The sequence below is a fragment of the Cetobacterium sp. 2A genome (assembly GCF_014250685.1).
Lineage (GTDB): Bacteria > Fusobacteriota > Fusobacteriia > Fusobacteriales > Fusobacteriaceae > Cetobacterium.
In genome coordinates this window covers 908,010-929,633 of record NZ_JACFAJ010000006.1, presented here as the reverse complement: position 1 = coordinate 929,633, position 21,624 = coordinate 908,010, and the positions used below count along the sequence as shown (strand labels likewise).

Sequence of the window (21,624 nt, the reverse complement as noted above, 5' to 3'; positions counted from 1 at the left end):
CTGATTAAAAAGGAAATTTCATTCCACCTTTTCCACCCTTCATTCCAGGCATCTGTGGAAACTTTCCTGTTGAAAACATTTTCATTACTTCCTTCATCTGTTCAAACTGTTTTAGAAGTTTGTTTACATCTGAAACTTCAGTTCCACTTCCCTTTGCGATACGTTGCTTTCTAGTAGCTTTTAGTATCTCAGGTTTTTTTCTTTCTTCTTTAGTCATTGATTGAATTATCGCTTCAACTTTTTTCATTTCTTTTTCAGCTGGAGCTAAATCCCCAATTTGACCTACACCAGGTAACATTTTTAAGATGTTTCCAAGAGGTCCTAATTTTTTTATATTTTGCAATTGTTTTAAGAAGTCGTCCAAATCGAACTTTTGAGTTCTAATTTTTTCTTCTAATGACTTTGCATCATCTTCATTAATTGCTTCTTGAGCTTTTTCAACAAGAGAAACTACATCTCCCATTCCCAAGATTCTTGATGCTAATCTTTCAGGATGAAAAAGTTCCACATCCTCAATTTTTTCACCTGTTCCTACAAATTTTATAGGTTTTCCAACAACTGATTTAATTGATAATGCTGCTCCACCTCTAGTATCACCATCAAACTTAGTTAAAATAACTCCATCTATACTCAATGCATTATTAAAAGATTCAGCTAAATTAACAGCGTCTTGTCCAATCATAGCATCCACAACAAGAAGAATTTCTTGAGGTCTTACTATTTTCTTTATATCTTTTAATTCATCCATTAGCTTTTCATCTATATGTAATCTTCCCGCAGTATCTATTATAAGATATGTTGCGTTAGCTTTTTTAGCAGCTTCTAATCCTCTTTCACAAATTCCAACTGCATCTTTACTATTTTCTTCGAAGTAAACTTCTACTCCAATCTGATTTCCCAAAACTTCCAATTGTTTCATCGCAGCCGGTCTATATACGTCGGCTCCAATCATAAAAGGTTTTTCTCCTTTTTTCTTTAAGAAGTTTGATAATTTTGCTGCAAATGTTGTTTTTCCTGCTCCTTGTAAACCTGCTAACATCACTACTGTAGGGTTTCTTACTCCCTTTGTCAATCTTGAGTTAGTTCCTCCAAGAAGTTCAATAAGTTCATCATTAACAATTTTTATAAATTGCTGTCCAGGATTAACGCCAGTAACAACTTCAGAACCAATAGCTTTTTCTTGTATTTTATTAATAAAATCTTTAACAACTTTATAATTTACATCAGCTTCTAAAAGAGACATTCTTACTTCTCTTAAAGCTTCTTTTATATTACTTTCACTAAGTTTTCCATGACCTCTTACTTTTTTAAAGATATCTTGGAATCTTGCTCCTAAATTATCTAACATAGTCACCTCTATAATTAAAAGATCTTTTCTATAATTTCATCTAACTTCTCAGTTGTAAAATTAGCTTTAAGTTGTTGTAACTCTTCATATAATTCTTGTTCTCTTTTATAAAATCCTATTTTTTCTTCATATTCTCTAAGAACTCTTATTCCACGTTTTATATTATCATAAACAGCCTGTCTACTTATGCTGTGTCTCTTAGCTATTTCAGACAATGATAAATCCTCTTCGAAGTGTTCTAATAGGTATTCTTTTTGTCTTTCACTCAGCAAATTTTTATAATAATCTAAAAGTATTGAAACCTCTAACATCTCATCTAATTCCATAATATCACCCACATATTATATCCAATTATTAAAACTATGTCAAGGACTTTTTCTTTACACTTTTTTGACTTTTTAAAAAGGAGGAGGAAAAATTCCTCCTCCTCAAAAACTATATTTCCCCTAAGAAAATATTTTGAGTTCTATCAGGTCCAACTGAAACAACAGTTATTGGACATCCTAAAATCTCTTCCATTCTCTTTAAGTATTTTTTACAATTTTCTGGAAGTAAATCATACTCTTTTATTTGAGTAATATCTTCAGTCCATCCTGGAAGTTCTTCATAAATTCCTTTAGCTCTTGCTAATATCTCAGTAGCTGCTGGAACTGTTTTGTACACTTTTCCATCTATTTCGTATCCAGTACAAATCTTGATAGTATCTAATCCACTTAAAACGTCGATTTTAGTAACTACAACATCTGTTAGTCCGTTTATTTCAACTGCATATTTTCCAACAACTAGATCTAACCATCCACATCTTCTTGGTCTTCCAGTTGTAGCACCGTACTCTCCACCAGTTTTTCTGATAGTTTCTCCTAATTCATTATCCAGCTCAGTTACGAATGGTCCCTCTCCTACTCTTGTAGTATAAGCTTTCATAACTCCAATTATTCTGTCTATTTTCTTAGGTGATACTCCAGCACCAGTTGTAACTCCACCACTTGTTGGAGAAGAAGAAGTTACGTAAGGATATGTTCCATAGTTTATATCAAGCATCATAGCTTGTGCCCCTTCAAATAAAACGAATTTATCATTATCTAAAGCTTCGTTTATTTCAGGAACTGAATCTATGATTCTATGCTTTAATAATTCTGAATACTCAGTGTAATCTGCTAGTATTTCGTCATAGTTTAATTCTGGTGCGTTATATATTTTAGTAAATAACTCATTTTTTTCATCTAGATTTGATTTTAATTTTTCTGCAAAAATTTCCATATTTAAAAGATCTACTGCTCTGATTCCAACTCTTGAGAATTTGTCAGCATAACATGGTCCAATTCCTCTCTTAGTTGTTCCAATCTTTTTATCTCCACTTTTTTCTTCTTTTAATATATCAAGTTGAATGTGGTAAGGCATAATTAAGTGAGCTCTATCACTTATATAAAGGTGACTTGTTTTAGCTCCTTTTTCATCTAATGTTGCTAATTCCTTTAAAAGAACTTTCGGATCAACTACTACTCCTGGTCCAATTATACATTTACCATTTCCGTGTAACATCCCTGATGGTAGTAGGTGAAGTATAAACTTCTCTCCATTTACAACAACAGTATGACCTGCATTGTTTCCACCTTGGAATCTAACTACATAGTCAGCTTTATGCCCAAGTACATCTATAATTTTACCTTTTCCTTCGTCTCCCCATTGAGTTCCAACTACAACATATCCTGCCATTAAAATCTCCTCCAAATCATTATTTAGTTTTTTCTATTTCAATATAATTGATGTTTTTGTTGTGTTTATTAACGAATAAATCTTCAAATTCTGTTCTTATATTATCAACTGCTTTAGGACTAGAATGTAAATCTGAAGTATGATACACAACCTCATATCCATCTAAATCTTTAGCAAATTCTAAGACATCACTATAGTACTGATCGTGGTCTGTTTTAAAAAATAGTTTTCCACCTACATTCATTATAACATCTAAGAGCCTAAATAGTGAAGGTTGTAAAATTCTATTTTTTTCATTTCCTTCCCATGGATCTGGAAAGTTTATATAAAGTCCCTCAATTTCACCAGGAGCGATGAAATTAGTTATCTCTTCTCCTCTTCTTCTTAAGAAAAGTACATTATCCAACTCTTTTTTTACCGCTTTTCCTGCAGAAAGAACAAGTCTTTTAAATCTTAGTTCTAAAGCTACATGGTTTCTATCTGGATGTCTCTCAGCCATTCCTATTGCGAAGTTTCCACTTCCTGAACCTATTTCAAGATATATTGGATTGTCATTTTTAAAAAACTCTCTCCATTTACTTTTGTATGAGTCCATTATTTCTTTATCATATACTATATGATTTGGAAACTCAACTAATTTTACCATATAAGGATTATAATGAACCCTAGATGAGGCAAAAAAATGTTTCCATAACTTGTCTTCTAATCTTTCCGACATCTCTCCTCCATAATTTTTAATATTTTAATTTTAATTTGATATCATCTATAATTTTTTCTGCCGCTTTACTATTTTCATCAAAAAATATTTTAATATTTTTATTTTCTAAACTATTTTGTTCAACTTCATTTATAGCTTCCAAAAACGCTTTTTCATTTTCAACTTTATAACCAATTTTCTTTTCTAATATTTCTTTTGAAATATCTTTTACATTTTGAATATATGGACCAAAAATTGGAGTTTTTTTATAGAACAATGGTTCTAATAGACTATGTCCACCTATATTAACTAATGTTCCACCAACAAATGCTATATCTGATATGCTATAAAATTTTCTTAATATTCCCATTTGATCAACTAAAATTACTTCATAACTATCTTCTAAGTTTCCATCTATTTCTGAAAGTTTTTTATATTTTAAACCGTTATCTATAATCATTTTTTCTATTGATTCTATTCTTTCAAGATGTCTTGGAACTATTACTAAAATATATTTTGAAAGTTTTTTATAAAGAGATAGAATCTGTTCATCCTCTCCCTCTCTTGTACTTCCAGCTACAAATATTTTTCGTCCATTTGTTCCAATCAAATCTTTAAGTTCATTTTTTTCATCAATAGAATAATCTTCAAATTCTATATCAAATTTTAAATTTCCAATAGTTTTTACATTTTCTACCTTTGCTCCAAGCTCTATAATCCTTTTCGAATCTTCTTGAGATTGCATAAAAAATAGAGAGATATCATCCAAAATTGGTGATAGTATATTTTTTAGTATCTTATATCTTTTAAAACTTCTATCTGATATCCTTCCATTCACCAGCACAACAGGACTTTTCTTAGATACCTCTTTTATAAGATTTGGCCAAATTTCGGTTTCAACTATTATCAATAATTTAACCTCTATTTTTTTCAATATCTTTTTTATTAAGAATATATCATCTAACGGAAAATAAATTATATTTATTTTCTCATTATTTTTATATCTAGATTTTGCCGTTGAATATCCAGTATCTGTAAAAACGCTCATTAGAATATTTTCTTCAAATTCATTTTGTAATTTTCTTATCAAACCTTCAGAAAGATTTACTTCTCCAACAGATGAACAATGAATCCAAATATATTTCCTATTGCCACTTAAAAATTCATAATTTTGAAATAACCTTTTTTTAAAGAACTGTCTTTTCTTCAAGCTAAAAATACTAGTAAGAATTAAAATTGGATATAGTATAATTCTTAACAAATTATAAATCATATACTACCTACCAATTTTTGTTTTAATCATTTCTGATATCTTATCTACAGTTTCAACTATAGTTAAGTGGCTTGTATCTAGCTCGATAGCATCTTCAGCTTTTTTCAAAGGACTCTCTTTTCTATTTGAATCTAAGTAGTCTCTTTCTTTTATTGCATTTAGAACATCCTCATAATTTTCAGATATTCCTTTACTCTCATAATCTTTAACTCTTCTTTTAGCTCTCTCTTCTGGCGAGGCAATCAAAAATATCTTCAAGTCAGCATTTGGAAAAACAACTGTTCCAATGTCTCTTCCATCTAATATCACTTTTTTACCTTTGCTTATTTGTCTTTGAAGCTCAACTAATTCTTCTCTAACTTTTTTAATTGCTGAAACTGGCGAAACTGCGATAGCTACTTCTGGAGTTCTTATTTCTTGAGAAACATCCACGCCATTTAAAAAAAACTTTTCCCCAACTATATCAAGTTTTATATCTTTTAATATATCAGATATTTTTTCTTCATCATCTAAAGATATACTGTTTTTTATGACATACAAAGCTACCATTCTATACATAGCTCCTGTATCCAAATATGTAAATCCATAATTTTTTGCTAATATCTTTGCTATAGTACTTTTACCGCTTCCTGCAGGTCCATCTACAGCAACTATGAATTCTTCCATTTTTCCCTCCAAAACTATTACGCCTTTATAAGTATTGCTCTCCACTCTTTATCGGCTTTTATTTCAACTATTTCAAATCCTATAGCTTCTATTTCTTTTACTAACAGAGGTAACTTCTCGTCTATAATTCCAGAGAAAATTATATATCCATCTTTTTTTACAACCTTTGAGATATCTTTTAAAAGTAATAGAAGTACATCTGCTAAAATGTTTGCAACAACTACATCAAACTTTTTATCTTTAACTACAGATATTAAATCTCCTAGATACACTTTTACTTTATTTTCATCAATTTTATTAAGCTCTAAGTTTTCTTTTGCTGACTCTACTGCTAATTCATCTATATCAGTACCGTAAATTTCAGAAGCACCTAATTTTTCAGCAGCTACCATTAAGATTCCTGAACCAGTTCCAACATCTATAACAGTATCTCCATCTTTTATTGTTTCTTCCATTAACTTTAGACATAGAGATGTTGTTGGATGAGATCCTGTTCCAAAAGCTCTACCTGGATCTAATTCAATAATTAACTCATCGTCTTCAGCTTCATACTCTCTCCAAGTTGGTTTAACTACAAACTTTGCACTTACCTTTTCTGGATAAAGATATTTTTTCCAACTATTTTGATAGTCTTCCTCTTCGTACTCATAGAAATCTATAGAGTAAACTAGCTCTTCGCTATCTCCAAATTTTTCTTCAAACTTTTCTTCTATAGCTTTATTTCTTCTTGCTGAATATGCATTCAGTGGAAAGTAAGCAGATATTGAATAATCTACCATTAGAAAGTCTTTCTCATTTTTATAAAAATCTAACGGATTCTTATTTTTTAGTGGTTCGTCAACTTTTAGACCTGTTGCACCAAAATCATAAAAAGTATCTGCTATCGATTTTTGTGCCTTTTCTATATCATCACTTTCAAATATAACCTTTATCTCTACTACTTTCATTTCATCACCTACTCAAAGATTCCTAACTCTAAAAGAGAAAGGTTTATTCTGTCAATTCTTGTACATTCTCCAACTTCTTCGTCTATTTCTACAGATATTCCATTAACTCTTTCGTTCCCTTCAGCTATTTCAAACCTTTGAGGTAGAGATGTTAAAAACTTTGGAATAATTGATTCTGACTTCATTCCTATTATTCCATTATCTGATCCTGTCATTCCAATATCAGTTATGTATCCTGTTCCTTCTGATAGTATCTTATTATCTGCAGTTTGGATATGAGTATGCGTTCCATATACCAGTGTAGCTTTTCCATCTAAATATTTTCCTAGTGCAATTTTTTCAGATGTAGCTTCTGCGTGAAAATCTATTATTATAATTTTACATTCTTTTCTAACTTCTTCTATAAGTTCATTTACCTTTGTAAATGGGCAATCAATAGGAGTCATAAAAACTCTTCCTTGAAGAGATATTACAGCTACTTTATTTCCTTTTTTATCTTTCTTTATAGTATATCCAAATCCTGGGACACCATTTGGATAGTTATATGGTCTAAGAATTCTATCACTTCTATCTAAGTATTCATAGATTTCTTTCTTATCCCAAATATGATTTCCTCCAGTAATAACATCTACTCCCCAACTAAGCATTTCATCGGCAAGTTTTCCAGTAATTCCAAAACCAGCAGCTGAATTTTCTCCATTTACTATTATAAAGTCATAATTATTTTTATTCTTATCTAAATACCCTTTCAATGCTTTTCTTCCTGGGTTTCCGACTATATCTCCTATCACTAAAACTTTCATATTTCCCTTCTTCCTAATTAATCTTTAATTTTTTCAATCTACATTATAACATTTTTCCTTCAAAATTAAAACTCCAAAATAAAACCTCCATCGTTTTTACAATGGAGGTTAATTTACTATTTAGCGTATTCTACTGCTCTTGTCTCTCTCATGATTGTAACTTTGATTTGTCCAGGATACTGCATAGTTTCCTCTATTCTCTTAGCTACTTCTCTAGCCATTTTAGTAGCTGCGTCATCTGATACAACTTCTGGGTTGATTATTATTCTAATTTCTCTTCCCGCTTGAATTGCATATGAAGATTCAACTCCATCAAACGATGTTGCAATTTCCTCTAAGCTTTCTAATCTTTTTAGGTAAGCTGATAGAGTTTCTCTTCTTGCTCCAGGTCTTGATGCAGATATTGCATCTGAAGCTTGAACAAGTATTGCTTCAACAGTTTCAAACTCAACTTCATTATGGTGAGCCATAACAGCATTTATAACTTCTGGTTTTTCTCCAAATTTCTTTAAGAATTCTCCACCTATAATAGCATGTGAAGCTTCAATATCATGATCTAGAATCTTTCCTACATCATGAAGTAATCCGGCTCTCTTAGCAAGAGCTGTATCTGCACCAATCTCTGCAGCAAGATTCGCAGCAAGTTTAGCCACTTCTATAGAATGCATTAATACATTTTGACCATAACTTGTTCTATATTTTAATTTTCCTAATGTTTTTATAATTTCGATATGCATACCTGGAATTCCTAGTTCAAGAAGAGCGTGCTCTCCAGCTTCAAGGATATCCTTTTCTATTTCTTTTCTTGATTTATTAACAACTTCTTCAATTTTACCTGGGTGAATTCTTCCGTCTGTTATAAGTTTTTCTATTGCTCTTCTAGCAACTTCTCTCTTAACACCATCAAAACTTGATAGTACAACAGCTTCTGGAGTATCATCAATTATAATATCTACTCCTGTAAGGGCTTCTATAGCTCTTATATTTCTTCCTTCTCTTCCAATTATTCTACCTTTCATCTCATCATTAGGAAGATTAACAACTGAAACTGTAGCATCTACAACATAATCTGATGATGCCTTTCCAATTGCTGTTGAAAGTATTCTCTTAGAAATTCTTTCTTTTTCTTCTTCAAGTTTACCCTCATATTCTCTTATAGCTACAGCTGTTTCATGAACTAAATCATCTTTCAACTTAGATATTAACATATCTTTAGCATCATTTTTTGAAAGTCCTGAGATTCTTTCTAATTCATTTTCTTGAGCAATTCTTATTGTTTCTACCTCTGTTTTTTTAACTTCTAAAACCTCAGCAGTTTTTTCAAGTTCTACAGCCTTAACCTCTAATTTCTCTATTTTAGTATCAAGAGTTTCCTCTTTTTTAGTAAGTCTTGTTTCTTTTTGTAAAAGATCTGTTTTAGCTAATTTTATATCCTTTTCAGCTTCCTCTTTCATATGGTAAGCTGATTCTTTAGCTTTTAACTCTATTTCTTTCCCTTTTGCTATAGCTTCCTTTTCAGCTCTTTCTAATATCTCTTTAGCTTTTAATTTAGCCTTCACTTTTTCATCTTCTAAATTGTTCAATTCAGTAATTTTTTTATCTATAACAGACTTTTTATATAGCATAGCTATAACTATACTTAGCCCGATTATTGCCAATCCTATTCCGATTACAACGTTCATATTCCTTCCTTTCGTTATTTATTTTTTATTATCTAAAACTTTCTACAGCCTCGTCTTCACTCTTATAGATTTCAAATATTTCATCTAATCCAATCATTTCAAATATAGTTCTAATATGCTCATTTAAATTAATTAACTTAATATCTCCGCCCATTTCTTTTACAACTCTTAATTTTCCTCTTAATATACCCATAGCCAAACTGTTGATATGAACAAGACCATCAAAATCTATAACAAATTTTGTAGTATCCATTTCAACTAATTTACTGATTCTATCTTTTAATTTTGGTGCAACTAAAGCATCAAGCTCACCTATTACCTTAATTACTTTTATATCCCCAACATTTTTTTCGATCATTTCAAAGTTTGTAGTCATTTACTCTACCTCCCTAATTTTCTTTTCAACTTTAAATTTGGTTCCATTCAACTTTTTTTCTATTCTAAAATCATCAGCTATGGCTTTGGCTATAAATAGTCCCATGCCCCCTTCTTCCTTACTCTTTTTTTCCTCATCAAAACCAACACCATTATCTTCCACAATCAGATAAATAGTATCTCCTTGCTTTTGAAGTTCTATTATTATATCTCCTGGTTGGTATTGGTATCCATGCTCTACAACATTTGTTGAAAGCTCATCAATTATAGATAATATTTGCATTATATCTTTTTGATCTAATTTCTGAAGCTCTAAATATGTTCTAGCAAGGGCTCTGATAAGAGAAAGATTTTTTAAAGAAGAAGGTACGTATAATCTAATCTCATTTTTTAACATCCTTCATTCACCTTCTCTCTTCAAATTCAACTATTTTCCATTCTTTGTTTTTTAATTCATATCCAATCTTAAAATAAGTAATCTGTTCATCAAATCTAAAAGCTACCGTATTTTCTGCTCTTTTATTAGAAATTATTGGTTTTGTATAAGAAATATTCATTTTAGAAAAATCATACATATTCAATTCGTTCGTAATAAATCTCTTTTTCATAGGCATATCTATTGAAGAAGTAAATAAATTAGTTTTATTTTTTTCTAATTCATTTTTTATATTAGTTAGAAGTTCATTTAATAATTTTTCATTTTGAATTTTTTCATAAAAATCCTGACTCATTTTTTGGTTATTTAAAGAGTCTTTTTTTTCAATATTTGAACAAGAAACAGTTAAAAGTAATATTAATAGTACACTTATCTTTTTAAACATTACACCATCTCCCGCTAGCTTTTCTGTATAATGATACCACATCACTATCTAATTATCAAGTTAATAATTTGGGTCTAAAGCTTCGAAAATTTTTCTAGAACATCCTGTATTATTGCATTTTCTGACATATTATCCAAGTCATACCATATATAACTAGTATCGTTTTTAAACCATGTAAATTGTCTTTTGGCATACTTTCTAGAATCCTGCTTTATTTGATCAACAGCTTCATCAAAAGTTAATCTTTTATCCAAATATTCTAATATTTCATTATATCCAATTATATTTATTTTTTTCAGACTCTCTCCATATTTGTGATACAATTCTTCAACTTCTTTAATCAATCCCATCTCCAGCATTATATCAACTCTTTTATTAATTCTCTCATATAATACTGCTCTATCTCTTCCAAGACAAATCTTTAGAAATTTATAATTATTACCTTTTATGTTTTTCTTTGAAAGTACAGAGAATTTTTCTCCTGTTAAGTAAAAAACTTCAAGAGCTCTTTCCACTCTTCTTCTATTATTAGGATGTATTTCCAAGGCTGCTTCCGGATCAACCTCTTCTAATTTTTTATATAACTCATCCTTTTCTATAGTCATAAGTTCATCTCTTAACTTCTGGTCTCCCATTGGTAAGCATGATAATCCCTCAGTTATAGAATTTATATATAACCCTGTTCCGCCAACCATTACAATGTTTTTTCCAAGTCTCTCCTCTTCGGAAAGTATTTTATTTGTTTCTCTTTGAAAATCACCAACATTATATCTTTTTGTAGGTTCTGTTACATCTATCATAAAATGGTTTACTCCTTCCATTTCTTCTGGAGTAATCTTTGCTGTTCCTATATCTAGTCCTTTATATACTTGTGCTGAATCTACCGATATTATATCTGCCTCAATAGCTTTAGCTAATTTTATTGATAAACTTGTTTTTCCAACACCCGTTGGACCAGCGATAATAATCCCCTTCATTTTCTCCTCCCTTCATAATGGAAAAGGGCTGCACTTTAAAAGTTCAGCCCATCTTTATTAATCAACATAGTCAAATTCTACATCTGCAATTCTTACTGTATCTCCGTCCTCTACTCCTGCATCTCTTAATGCATCTTCAAGTCCTAAGTTTTTCATCATATGTAAGAAACTAATAACTGAATCCTCATCATGAGTGATTATGTATTTAGCAAGAACTCCATCAACGATAGATCCCTCAACAACAAATACTCCATCCTCATCTTGAGTTATCTCATAATCTTCTTTTTCAGGTCTAATCTGTTTTAGAATTTCAAAGATATCAGTTTCCTCTTCTATTTCATCTCTTTCAGTATCTTGAAGAACATGCCAAGTTTTATTTAAAACATCTTGGATACCGTCTCCTAATATTACTGAAACTGGATAAACTTCATTCCCTTGAGACTCTACGTAAGCTTTAAACTCTTCATATTTTTCCATATCCCATAATAGATCCATTTTATTAGCTAAAACAATTTGCTTTTTAGTAGCTAACTTTTCACTGAATCTAGATAACTCATTATTAATTCTATCATAATCTTCTATTGGGCTTCTTCCTTCAATTCCAGCAACGTCAACTAGATGATATATTATTTTACATCTTTCTATATGTCTTAAGAATTTGTGTCCTAATCCAACTCCTTCATGAGCACCTTCAATAAGACCTGGTATGTCAGCTATTACAAAAGATCTCTCTTCTCCTAATCTAACAACTCCAAGTTTTGGTTCTAAAGTTGTAAAATGATAATTTCCAACTTTAGATTTTGCTGATGAAACTTTATTTATAAAGCTAGACTTTCCAACTGATGGGTATCCAACTAAAGCAACGTCAGCTAAAAGTTTTAATTCTAACTTTACTTTTATCTCAATTCCTTCTTTTCCTTTTGTAGCTATCGTAGGAGTCTTTCTAATTGAGTTCTTGAAGTTTGTATTTCCAAGTCCTCCTTTTCCTCCTTTTAAAAATACTCTTGCAACATTTTTCTCACTCAAATCTGCAAGAAGTTTTCCTGTTTCAAATTCTCTAACTTGAGTTCCTACTGGAACTTTTATTATTAAATCCTGTCCAGTCTTTCCAAACATATTCTTCTTTGCTCCATTCTCTCCATTCTCAGCTTGGAACAACTTCTTATACTTAAAATCTATTAAAGTATTTATGTTTGGATCAGCTAGAAATATTAAATCTCCACCTTTTCCTCCGTCTCCACCGTCTGGGCCTCCGAACTGAATGCACTTCTCTCTTCTGAAAGTTGCAGCTCCGTCCCCTCCATTTCCGGCTTTAACTGTTATTATTACTTCATCTATAAACACAGCTTTCACTCCTTAATTTCAAATTTTATCAATCATTTTATTTTACACTCTTTTTCAGTTTTTTGCAAGTTTTCTAAGTTTTTATTTGCTTTTCTAGCATTAACAATGTATAACTTATTAACTAAAAAATAGTAGGTGATAATGATGTTTGAAATAGATGTTGGAACTCCAAAACTTGGAAATTTTATAGAGGAAGATGGAACTAATTTTGGAATCTTTTCTCAAAATGCAACCAAAGTTAAAATTAATTTTTTTCAAAAAGAGGATGACTCCATCCCCTTTTTTTCTTATGAATTAGATGGGAAATTAAATAAAACTGAAAATATTTGGCACATAAAAATTCTCAATTTACCAGAGAAGACTTTTTACACTTGGTCTATCGATGGACCAAAAGATAGTCATGGGCACTGTTTTAATTATTTCAATCACCTTATGGATCCCTACGGTAAGTCCATAACAACAATTTTGGTTGGTGTTCCTCCCAAAACGATTACACTAAAACAAACAAATCAGAATTTTAAAAATGTTACCACTAATATTGAATTTAAAGATTCAATTATCTATGAACTACAAGTTAAACTTTTTACTAAAAATTCAAACTCTGGAGTTAAAAACCCCGGAACATATGAAAGCATCTCCGAAAAAATTTCTTATCTTAAGAATCTTGGAATTACAACTGTTGAACTACTTCCTATCTTTGAATTTGATGAAAATACTGTATTTAAAGATCCTAGCACAAAGAAAAAATTAAAAAACACTTGGGGATATAACCCCATTTCATTTTTTTCGCCCTCAAAAAAATTCTCTACTTCCAAAAATCCTGCTGATGAAGTCAATGAATTTAAGGCTATGGTATCTGCTTTGCACCAAGCTGGAATTCAAGTTATTTTAGATGTTGTCTACAACCATACAGCTGAATCTGGAGAAAAAGGGCCTATTTATAACTTTAAGGGAATTGATAACAGTTTATTTTATATGATGACCCCAGATCAAAAATTCTATATGAACTATTCCGGAACCGGAAACACATTTAATTGTAATACAGAACCATCAAAAAAAATAATTTTGGACTCTCTTAGATATTGGCATTTAGAAATGGGTGTAGATGGTTTTCGTTTTGATTTAGCTCCTATATTAGGAAGAAATCAAAAAGGAGAGTGGATTGGACCCAATTCAATATTATCTGATATCCAAAATGATATCGACTTAAAAGATGCTATTTTAATCTCAGAAAGTTGGGATGCTTCAGGTGGTTATTTTTTAGGAGATTTCCCAATAAAATGGAGTGAATGGAACGGAAAATTTAGAGATAATGCCAGAAAATTTATCAGAGGAGATTTCGGACAAGTTCCAGACTTAATAAAAAGAATATTAGGTAGTCCCGATATATTCCCATCTCCAGAAAAATCATTAAACTTCATTACTTGCCACGACGGTTTTACTATGTGGGATTTAGTAAGTTACAATCAAAAGAATAATTTCGATAATGGTGAGAATAATAACGATGGAGAAAACAATAACTTTTCTTTCAACTGTGGCTTCGAAGGAGAAACTACAGATGAAAGAATAATAACACTACGAAAAAAACAAATTAAAAATTTTTTAGTTTTACTTTTAATGTCTCAAGGAATTCCAATGCTCCTAATGGGTGATGAAATTGGTAGAACTCAATTTGGGAATAATAATGCTTATTCACAAGATAATGAAAAAGTTTGGTTTGATTGGGACAAGATTATTGATAATCGTGAACTTTTCTTTTTTACTAAAAACATGATTAGATTCAGAAAAAGATATGATATTTTGCGGAACAACAGATTTTTTTTATCCGACACTTCGTCTCCTTATTCTATAACCCTACATGGAACCGAGCCAAACGCTCCAGATTTATCTTATTATTCTAGAAATATAGGGATAATGTTTATAGATTCTTTATCTAATACCAATATATACTTAGCCTTTAATTCCTCAGATTCTATGATTCAACTTGAGTTACCACAATTAAACAATCAAAATTGGTATAGAGTTGTTGATACGTCTAAAGACTCTGGGTTTGAATTTTTAAACGAACCTGAATTTCTAGATATATCATCTTATAAACTCGGACCAAGAAGTTCTATTATACTTGTTTCAAAGTAAAAAAAGGTATCCTTCATAGGATACCTTTTTTTACTTTATTACTTCTTCATATAAATCTATATATTTTAAACTAATATTTTCCCAAGAATTATTTTCTAGCATTGCTCTTTTTTGTAACTCTTTCCATTTTTTAGAATCTTTATAAATTGAAAGAGAATATATCAGCGTATTTAACATTTCATGGGCATTATAATTTTTAAAACTAAATCCAGTTCCATCATTCTCATACTGATTATAAGGTTTTACTGTATCCGCCAGTCCTCCTGTTTCTCTAACTAGAGGTATTGTTCCATATCTCATAGATATCATTTGTGATAATCCACAAGGCTCAAAATCAGAAGGCATCATAAATATATCTGATCCTTCATATATATCTTTTGCTAAGTCTTCATTGTATCCAATTTTCACAAAAACTTTTCCTGGATATCTTTGTTCTTGTTCTTTAAAAAACTCTTGATAATGATGCTCACCACTACCTAATAAGATAAACTGAACATCTAATTCCATCATTTCATCAAAAACACAAGAAATCAAATCTATTCCTTTTTGTCTATCTAGTCTCGTCACAACACTTACAATTGGAATTTCATTATTTATTTCTAATCCTGTTAGTTTTTGTAATTTTTTCTTTTTTGTTTTTTTATTCTTTGAAGGCTTATAAACTTCTGTGTCTATTCCATTTAGAATTCCTCTTAACTTATAATCTATATGGTTAAATAATCCAGATAATCCTTCCCCATAATGGTTGGTTTTAATTTCATTAGCATAAGTTTCACTAACTGTAGAAACAAAATTAGAGTAGTTGATTCCAGCCTTCATAAAAGAAACTCCATCTCTGTATTTTATAGCCTCTTCTCTATAATAAGTATTATAGTCAATTCCCAAAATATCTTCTAAATTCTCTTTTCCAAATACACCTTGAAATCTAAGATTGTGTATTGTAAAAATTGTTTTTATTCCTTTATCATTTAGATATAGAGGTATCATTCCTGTGTGCCAATCATTACAATGAATTATATCTGGCCTAAATCCTGTTATATCAAATGTTTCTAGTACTGCTTTAGAAAAAAAGGCAAATCTTTCACAGTCATCGAATTCTCCGTATATTTTATGACGTTTGAAATAATACTCATTATCTATAAAGTAATATGTCACACCCTCATAAACCAATTGTTCCACTCCTACATATACACTTCTCCATGCTAAGTTTATATATTTATGACCCAAATAAACCATCTCTTTTTTAAATTTTTCAGGGATAGAACTATACTTAGGCATTATTACTCTTATATCTACTCCTGCTCTATTCAAAGATTTTGGTAGTGAATGAGCAACCTCACCAAGACCTCCTGTTTTTATAAAGGGCCAAGCTTCACCAGTCGCAAATAATATCTTCATCTAGCTCTCCTTTAATTCTCCAAGTATTTTTTTCAACTCTGAATCATACCAACGTAAATTTTTTTCAATAACCAGTGGATATTTTCTCAATCCACAAAGTTGTGTTTTTTCAGGAAGTTCATTTCCTTTGTCTATGATAACATTTTTTAATTTTACATCCTTCCCAATTTTGCACCCTTGTAAAATAATGCAGTTTTCAACTACAGCTCCTTTGTCAATTTCAACTCTTCGTCCTATTACAGAATCTTTAACTTCTCCCTCTATTAAACATCCATTTGCTATTAGAGAATTATTGACCTTGCTTTCTGATCCATAATGAGTGGGAGGAGTATCTTTAATTTTAGTATAGATTTTTCTTTCTCCAGAAAAAAGCTCTTTTCTAATTTTAGGTGTTAAAAGATCCATATTAAATTCAAAGTAACACTCCAATGAATTTATATACTTTGCGTAACCTTTAAATTCAATTCCTCTTGTCTTATAATTTTTAATATTTTCAAAAATTGCATCTTTTATTCCAGTGACTTTTCCCTCTGTTATTCTCTTAAATATAAGTTTTAAAAAATTTGATTTTGACATTATGAACATATCTAAAGATATTTTATCTCCATCATTTTCAAAAAAATTAATTCCTGACTCAACTACATTTTGATTCTCCAGAATTAAATTAGTGGTTTTATTAAAACAACTATCAACCTTTTCTTTTACAGATTTATACACTACAGTTATTTCATTTTGATTTTTTTCATGCTCTTCCACTATTTTTTTCAAATCAATATTATAAACTATATTAGGATTAATAATAATGATATTCTCCTGCTTGCTCTTTACAAAATACTCTAAATTTTTTTCTAAAACTTTGATATTGGCCATTTTCCCATCTACTATCGCTGGATTAAAAAAGAAAATCCCATCAGATTTTCTATCCAAATCCCAAGGTTCTCCAGAACCTATATGATCAATTAGTGAATGTCCATTTTCTTCTTCTAAAAAAATTCCGATGTTATGCACTCCAGCATTAACTAAATTAGACAGTGCAAAATCCATTATTCTATATCTTCCTCCGACTGGAACAGAAGATGCATTTCTAATTTTGGTCAATCCCCCAATATGAATATCCTCAAGATAAATACAAGCCATATATCTATTCAGCATTTTGTCCCCCTAAAATTAAGCATTTTATTTATAAAATTTCTTTTTTATCAGCTATAACTACAATATCTTCTCCAGTTCCTATCTTTAAGTCATCACCTATTTTTACATCTGTTGCTATTATAGTTTTATTTATGATTACATTTTTCCCAATTATAGTATTTTTCATAACAACCGAATCTATAACTTTACTATTTTTTCCGATTTTTACTCCAGAGAATATTACTGAATTTTCTACAGTTCCTTCTATTTCACAACCTTCGTCAACAATTGAATTTTTAATTACAGCGTCTTTTCCTAAATATTGTGGCGGGTAACTTTCTTGTCTTGTATAAATTTTCCAATTATTATCATAAATATTTAAATTATTACTTTGATTTAGTAAATCCATATGTGCTTCCCATAAACTATCTATAGTTCCAACATCCTTCCAATACCCTTCGAAATTATAGGCATTCAAGCTATAATTCTTTTCTATCATCTTAGGAATTATATTTTTCCCGAAATCATTTTCCGATTTTTTTTCAGCTTCATCTTCAATCAGAAGTTTTTTTAGAGCTTTCCAATTAAATATATATATTCCCATTGAGGCTAATGTACTTTTAGGAACTTTTGGTTTTTCTTCAAACTCATAAATTTTCCCTTCTGAATCTGTATTCATTATTCCAAATCTACTAGCCTCTTTTAATGGAACTTCTAAAACTGCTATTGTTGCATCTGAATTTTTTCTTTTATGAAAATTTAGCATTTTAGAATAATCCATTTTATATATATGATCTCCTGATAAAATTAAAACATACTCAGGAGAATAACTATCTATATATGGCATATTCTGATATATTGCATTAGCTGTTCCCTTGTACCATCCACCACCTACTTTTGTTGTATGTGGCTGAAGAACTGTCACCCCACCATTTTGTCTATTCAAATCCCATGGCGTCCCCGTTGAGATATGCTGATTTAATAGGTGAGGTTCATACTGAGTTAAAACTCCAACCGTATCAATTCCAGAATTACAACAATTACTAAGAGGAAAATCTATTATTCTATATCTCCCACCAAAAGGAACTGCTGGTTTAGCTATCTTTTCTGTTAAAGGTATCAATCTACTTCCTTGGCCCCCCGCTAAGATCATAGCTATTATCTCTTTTTTTACCATTTTTAGTCCTCCGTCTTATACTATTTAATCAAAACTATCCTTTACTCTTGAAAAATTGTACTGAAAAAGCTGGTATATTAACTTCTATACTTTGCTTTCTTCCATTCCACTCTTTTTTTGTTGGAATAATTTTTTCTTTATTTCCAATTCCACTTCCCCCATACTCTAAACAGTCACTACTAAATACTTCTGTATATTCAGTATTTTTCGGAACTCCTATCCTATATTTTTGTCTATTCAATCCTGAAAAATTTAAAACTACAATAAGTGTATCATTTTCCAATTTCCCTTTCCTTTCAAATGAAATTATACTATCAGAAATATTACTATGTTCTATCCATTCAAAACAACCTGGATTTCCATCCAATTCCCAAAGAGCTTTTTCATTTAAATAAAATCCGTTTAAATCTTTTACAAATTTTTTTAATTTTTTGTTCAAATCAACATTTATTAAATACCATTCTAATTCCTCGTAAAATCTCCATTCTAAATAATGCCCAAACTCTCCACCCATAAATAATAATTTTTTCCCTGGATGAGCAATCATATAGGCATACAATAATCTTAAGTTTGAAAATCTCTCCCAGTCATTTCCAGGCATTTTATTTACTAATGATTTTTTTCCATGAACTACTTCATCATGTGATAAAGCTAAGATATAATTTTCAGAAAAGGCATACACAAGAGAAAAAGTTAGATTTTTATGAAATTTACCTCTATCCATAGGATTTATAGACATATATTTTAAGGTATCATTCATCCATCCCATGTTCCATTTATATTCGAATCCAAGTCCTCCATCTAATTCTGATTTAGTAACTCCCTCCCAAGAGGTTGAATCTTCAGCACATATCAGAGCATATGGAAATTCTTGTTTAATTGCATAGTTTAAACTTTTTAAAAACTCGATACCCCATAAATTTCTATTATCACCATACTGATTTTTAAGTTCTGGATGGCCATCTCTTCCAAAATCCAAATACAAAATATTGGCAATAGCATCCATTCTTAGTCCATCAATATGAAATTTATCCATCCAAAATAACGCATTGGAAATTAAAAAACTTCTAACTTCATTTCTAGAAAAATCAAAGTTAGCTGTTCCCCAACCATCATTCTCTCCTAAAAGTTTCCAATTTGATTCATATGTTGGTGTTCCATCAAATCTATAAAGCCCATGATTATCTTTACAAAAATGTCCAGGTACCCAGTCAAGTATTACTCCTATTCCATTTTTATGAAAATAATTTACAAAATACATGAAATCCTCCGGAGTTCCGTATCTACTGGTGACCGCATAATATCCTGTTCCTTGATATCCCCAAGAATCATCTAACGGATATTCATTTATAGGCATTATCTCTATATAGTTATAATTCATTTCTTTTACATAGGCACATAATTTTTCAGCTATCTCTCTATAATTAAAAAAATTATCCCCATTTTTTATCCACGATCCTAAATGAACCTCATAAATATTTACAGGCTGATTACGGGTTTCTTTTCTTTTTTTTATCCAATCCTCATCCTCCCAGTCGTATCTTAAATCTCCGTATACTATAGAGGCCGTTTGTGGTCTAATTTCTGAATATCTAGCGTATGGGTCAGCTTTATCTCTCCACTTCTCATCTTGTCCCAAAATTTTAAATTTATATTTTTGATATTTATAAATTCCAGATAAAGAGATTTCCCAAATTCCTTCATTGTTTATTTTTCGCATATCCATTCCTTGCCACTGATTAAAATCTCCAATAATCTGAACTTTTTTAGCATTTGGTGCCCAGACACGGAATACGCATTTCCCCTCATTAAATATAGCACCTAAATAGTCATAGATTTTACGATGCTCTCCTCTATGAAACAAGTAAATATCTAATTCGTTTTTCATACATTCCTCCGTACATTTAGTGGTACTGATATTACCTTATCTCCTGATTTTTTGCAATACAAAAAATAAAAAAATCGGTAACTGTAATAGTTACCGATTTAAATTTCTTATTAGTTAGCTTTCTCAGCATAGATAGAAACTTGTTTCTTGTCTCTTCCTAATCTCTCGAACTTTACGTATCCATCGATTAGAGCGAATAAAGTATGATCTTTTCCGCATCCCATGTTAGTTCCAGCGTGGAATTGGTTTCCTCTTTGTCTTACTATGATGTTTCCAGCCTTAACAACCTCTCCATCGTATTTCTTAACTCCAAGGTATTTAGGATTAGAGTCTCTTCCGTTCTTAACAGAACCCTGTCCCTTTTTCTTTGCAAATAATTGTATATTTAATGTAAATTGCATTTAAATTTCCTCCTTCTCTACAAGCTTTAAATGTTTGGGATATCCCTTTGATAACTCTTTCAACATAAGCACCATGGTATCTAGAAGAGTATTAACTTCATTTCCTTTACTTGAAAAATCCATTCCTCTTAAATCTACTTCTAAATAACCCTCAGGATCAATTTCATATCTTGGCGTTATATCAAGAACGTCCTGCATACCTCCCAATGGGAATTGCATTGCCATTGAGATAGCCGCACAAACTATGTCTTCACCGTGGTTTGCGTACTCTGCATGACCGGTAGCTTTATATCTTATAACTCTACCATTTTTTCTAAAAATCTCAATCTTCGTCATAATTTAATTACGCGTTGATTGCTGTTACTTTTATCTCAGTGAAAAGTTGTCTATGACCTTTCTTTCTGTGATATCCTGTTTTTGGCTTGTATTTGAAGTTAACTACTTTAGCACCTTTACCTTGAGCTACAACCTCTGCAACAACTTTAGCTCCTTCAACTATTGGAGTTCCAACTTTTACATCTTCTCCATTAGCTATTAAAAGAACCTCTGTTAATTCTACAGTTGTGTTAACTTCAGCATTTAGTTTCTCAACTCTTAATACTTCACCTACTGCAACTTTGTACTGTTTACCACCAGTTTTTATAACTGCGTACATTCTAACACCTCCAAAAGTATAAGATCGCTGGGTTGGGTTGCTGAAGACCCGTTCCATGCGTAATCTATCTGATATAATAGCATATATCACCATATTTGTCAATAAACATAAATAAATCACCTCAATTAAAAAAAAGGATTTACTTGAAAAAATATAATTTCCGTTATATAATCTTTATGTAATTAGTAA

Annotated in this window: 22 protein-coding genes; 1 reads left to right on the top strand and 21 read right to left on the bottom strand. The window is 30.6% G+C overall.

What is annotated here, in order from left to right; translation table 11 throughout:
- Window positions 1-4: 4 nt before the first annotated feature.
- The 14 genes from ffh to obgE form a co-directional block, all read right to left on the bottom strand.
- Window positions 5-1,348, bottom strand: coding sequence for a signal recognition particle protein (gene ffh, locus H3N56_RS08410; RefSeq protein WP_185880748.1), 1,344 nt, complete (start codon window positions 1,346-1,348; stop codon window positions 5-7).
- Window positions 1,349-1,362: 14 nt separating this feature from the next.
- Complete coding sequence (gene ylxM, locus H3N56_RS08405) at window positions 1,363-1,674, bottom strand: YlxM family DNA-binding protein (protein ID WP_185880747.1); 312 nt, start codon at window positions 1,672-1,674, stop codon at window positions 1,363-1,365.
- A gap of 109 nt (window positions 1,675-1,783) precedes the next feature.
- Window positions 1,784-3,064, bottom strand: coding sequence for an adenylosuccinate synthase (locus H3N56_RS08400; protein WP_185880746.1), 1,281 nt, complete (start codon window positions 3,062-3,064; stop codon window positions 1,784-1,786).
- 19 nt (window positions 3,065-3,083) lie between these two features.
- Entirely contained in the window at window positions 3,084-3,782 is a 699-nt protein-coding gene (gene trmB / locus H3N56_RS08395; protein ID WP_185880745.1) for a tRNA (guanosine(46)-N7)-methyltransferase TrmB, read from the bottom strand.
- A gap of 16 nt (window positions 3,783-3,798) precedes the next feature.
- Window positions 3,799-5,034, bottom strand: coding sequence for a 3-deoxy-D-manno-octulosonic acid transferase (locus H3N56_RS08390; RefSeq protein ID WP_185880744.1), 1,236 nt, complete (start codon window positions 5,032-5,034; stop codon window positions 3,799-3,801).
- A gap of 3 nt (window positions 5,035-5,037) precedes the next feature.
- Window positions 5,038-5,700, bottom strand: coding sequence for a (d)CMP kinase (gene cmk, locus H3N56_RS08385; RefSeq protein ID WP_185880743.1), 663 nt, complete (start codon window positions 5,698-5,700; stop codon window positions 5,038-5,040).
- Window positions 5,701-5,717: 17 nt separating this feature from the next.
- Window positions 5,718-6,647 (bottom strand): 50S ribosomal protein L11 methyltransferase, encoded by a 930-nt coding sequence (gene prmA / locus H3N56_RS08380; RefSeq protein WP_185880742.1) that lies wholly within the window; start codon window positions 6,645-6,647, stop codon window positions 5,718-5,720.
- An 8-nt stretch (window positions 6,648-6,655) separates the two neighbouring features.
- Entirely contained in the window at window positions 6,656-7,450 is a 795-nt protein-coding gene (locus H3N56_RS08375; RefSeq protein ID WP_185880741.1) for a TIGR00282 family metallophosphoesterase, read from the bottom strand.
- A gap of 116 nt (window positions 7,451-7,566) precedes the next feature.
- Window positions 7,567-9,132: a ribonuclease Y gene (rny, locus tag H3N56_RS08370; RefSeq protein ID WP_185880740.1), complete on the bottom strand. Its 1,566-nt coding sequence runs from the start codon at window positions 9,130-9,132 to the stop codon at window positions 7,567-7,569.
- 28 nt (window positions 9,133-9,160) lie between these two features.
- On the bottom strand, window positions 9,161-9,508 hold the full coding sequence (locus H3N56_RS08365) for an STAS domain-containing protein (RefSeq protein WP_185880739.1): 348 nt from the start codon (window positions 9,506-9,508) through the stop codon (window positions 9,161-9,163).
- The gene (locus tag H3N56_RS08360) at window positions 9,509-9,904 is read right to left on the bottom strand and encodes an ATP-binding protein (protein ID WP_185880738.1); all 396 of its coding nucleotides are present in this window, start codon (window positions 9,902-9,904) and stop codon (window positions 9,509-9,511) included.
- A 7-nt stretch (window positions 9,905-9,911) separates the two neighbouring features.
- Window positions 9,912-10,328, bottom strand: a complete 417-nt coding sequence (locus H3N56_RS08355; protein WP_185880737.1) for a hypothetical protein — start codon at window positions 10,326-10,328, stop codon at window positions 9,912-9,914.
- A gap of 74 nt (window positions 10,329-10,402) precedes the next feature.
- A complete protein-coding gene (gene miaA / locus H3N56_RS08350) occupies window positions 10,403-11,305 on the bottom strand; it encodes a tRNA (adenosine(37)-N6)-dimethylallyltransferase MiaA (RefSeq protein ID WP_185880736.1) in 903 nt (300 codons plus the stop codon).
- A 57-nt stretch (window positions 11,306-11,362) separates the two neighbouring features.
- The gene (gene obgE / locus H3N56_RS08345; RefSeq protein WP_185880735.1) at window positions 11,363-12,649 is read right to left on the bottom strand and encodes a GTPase ObgE; all 1,287 of its coding nucleotides are present in this window, start codon (window positions 12,647-12,649) and stop codon (window positions 11,363-11,365) included.
- 144 nt (window positions 12,650-12,793) lie between these two features.
- On the opposite strand from obgE, the gene H3N56_RS08340 reads away from it, so the two are divergent.
- Window positions 12,794-14,785: a glycogen-debranching protein gene (locus H3N56_RS08340; protein WP_185880734.1), complete on the top strand. Its 1,992-nt coding sequence runs from the start codon at window positions 12,794-12,796 to the stop codon at window positions 14,783-14,785.
- Between the two features lie 30 nt (window positions 14,786-14,815).
- On the opposite strand, the gene glgA is transcribed toward H3N56_RS08340, so the two are convergent.
- From glgA to rplU, 7 genes are all read right to left on the bottom strand, one after another.
- Window positions 14,816-16,183 carry a glycogen synthase GlgA gene (gene glgA / locus H3N56_RS08335; RefSeq protein WP_185880733.1) on the bottom strand — a complete coding sequence of 456 codons (1,368 nt, stop codon included), beginning with the start codon at window positions 16,181-16,183 and terminating at the stop codon, window positions 14,816-14,818.
- Window positions 16,184-17,335, bottom strand: coding sequence for a glucose-1-phosphate adenylyltransferase subunit GlgD (gene glgD, locus H3N56_RS08330; protein ID WP_185880732.1), 1,152 nt, complete (start codon window positions 17,333-17,335; stop codon window positions 16,184-16,186). It abuts the gene before it with no gap.
- 28 nt (window positions 17,336-17,363) lie between these two features.
- On the bottom strand, window positions 17,364-18,491 hold the full coding sequence (locus H3N56_RS08325; protein WP_185880731.1) for a glucose-1-phosphate adenylyltransferase: 1,128 nt from the start codon (window positions 18,489-18,491) through the stop codon (window positions 17,364-17,366).
- A 34-nt stretch (window positions 18,492-18,525) separates the two neighbouring features.
- Window positions 18,526-20,379: a 1,4-alpha-glucan branching protein GlgB gene (gene glgB, locus H3N56_RS08320; protein WP_185880730.1), complete on the bottom strand. Its 1,854-nt coding sequence runs from the start codon at window positions 20,377-20,379 to the stop codon at window positions 18,526-18,528.
- 110 nt (window positions 20,380-20,489) lie between these two features.
- Window positions 20,490-20,780 (bottom strand): 50S ribosomal protein L27, encoded by a 291-nt coding sequence (rpmA, locus tag H3N56_RS08315; RefSeq protein ID WP_185880729.1) that lies wholly within the window; start codon window positions 20,778-20,780, stop codon window positions 20,490-20,492.
- Entirely contained in the window at window positions 20,781-21,116 is a 336-nt protein-coding gene (locus H3N56_RS08310; RefSeq protein WP_185880728.1) for a ribosomal-processing cysteine protease Prp, read from the bottom strand. It lies immediately after the preceding gene.
- Window positions 21,117-21,123: 7 nt separating this feature from the next.
- On the bottom strand, window positions 21,124-21,435 hold the full coding sequence (gene rplU, locus H3N56_RS08305) for a 50S ribosomal protein L21 (RefSeq protein WP_185880727.1): 312 nt from the start codon (window positions 21,433-21,435) through the stop codon (window positions 21,124-21,126).
- Window positions 21,436-21,624: the final 189 nt, after the last annotated feature.